2 protein-coding genes are annotated in these 1247 nt (G+C 59.1%); one reads left to right on the forward strand and one right to left on the reverse strand.

Translation table 11 applies throughout. The features are described 5' to 3' along the window. Positions 1-258: hypothetical protein (locus H6A60_RS11475; RefSeq protein WP_205104732.1), on the reverse strand; the 258-nt coding region annotated here is incomplete at its 3' end. Positions 259-370: 112 nt separating this feature from the next. Here H6A60_RS11475 and H6A60_RS11480 point away from each other — a divergent pair. Next, positions 371-1247, forward strand: an 877-nt coding sequence (locus tag H6A60_RS11480) for a hypothetical protein (RefSeq protein ID WP_205104734.1), incomplete at its 3' end; no start/stop codon positions are given.

A 1247-nucleotide genomic window follows, 5' to 3' on the forward strand; every position in this document is an offset into this window, starting at 1 on the left:
CCAATAGGCGAAGCGCTCGTGATACTTGCGCTCTCCCTCTAGCCCAAGCGCGTCCCAGGCCTTAACTGAGTCGAGATCGAATTCCTTCAGCACTGCGCGCGCATCCTCCTGAAGGCTCTCGTTCGTTCCGTCAAGCTTCGAAAGCTCAAGGAGATTCGACAGGTACCAATGCCCAAGCTCGTGCGAGAAGGTCGACAGGTCGGCGTTCGGCGTCAGAGTTATGACATTTTCCCGACGGAGAAAAGCTACCTCGTTCATCTTGTCGTACCGTGCCATTTTCATACGATGAGGGTTTGACAGTCCCTCCAAGAACACCTAAGCTAAGGTTAAAGACAGGCTTGGGGGCGGATTCCCGCTTCTGACTCAAGTCTTGTTGCTTGGAGAAGGCGGCAGGCCCAAGAAACCTGCGGGCGCGCTCAGCCGGGCATACGAGGCTGAATTCGGCGAGGCGCTTCCTCAGCTGTCGCCTGAAGTTCAGCGCGTCCTCGACCGCATGATCGCCTCTGAGGATCTGCTGGATGAGGCGCGCGCGAAGGACGAGAAGTGGATGATTGCGGCGCGCTCGAAGGCGCTTCGCAAGATCCAGTCGGAAGCGAAGGACATCAGGGATGCGGTCCGCCGGCAGGTTGAGATCGACGTGAATTCTCGCCCTGAGTTCGTGGCGCTCGATCTTGTGAGCCGAGGCAACCGTGCGGCCGTCACGATCAACCTTCGCATGGACCCCGAGTCTGTTGCCGAGCTGGGCTACTCGAAGACAACGCTTGCCAAGCACAAGGCGCTGGAATGTCTGAAAAACGGCGGCCTGACGCCCCAGCAGGCCGCAGAAGCGATCAAGCCGTTCGCTCGCACCCTCCGCACGGGCAAGAAGCTCGTTGATGCCATCATCCGCGCAGGGAACAAGAACGAAACGATCGAGCGCGAAACGACGCAGCGATTCCTTGAGACGTATTCGGATTACTTCGACGCGAAGAAGGTTGATGCGCTGGTCACGAAGGCGATTCACAACGAGGCGCGATCTCGTCTCGTTGCCAACGAGCTCCGTTACCTTTTGTTCGAATCGACGGGCCGAACGCGCATCTATCGCGAGGCCGCGAGGCGTGTTGCCGCAGATCGACTTTCCGCTATGAAGGTCGGCAAGGTAAATGTTCGCGGACTCATGGCGGCCGAAAGCCGCGCGAGCAGCGAGGCATACGACGCCATACGGAAAGGGGATCGAGCTCTACCATCGCCGCGAAGCAGCGCCAGAC

The sequence above is a fragment of the Sutterella massiliensis genome (assembly GCF_016899755.1).
Classification (GTDB): Bacteria; Pseudomonadota; Gammaproteobacteria; order Burkholderiales; family Burkholderiaceae_F; genus Sutterella; species Sutterella massiliensis.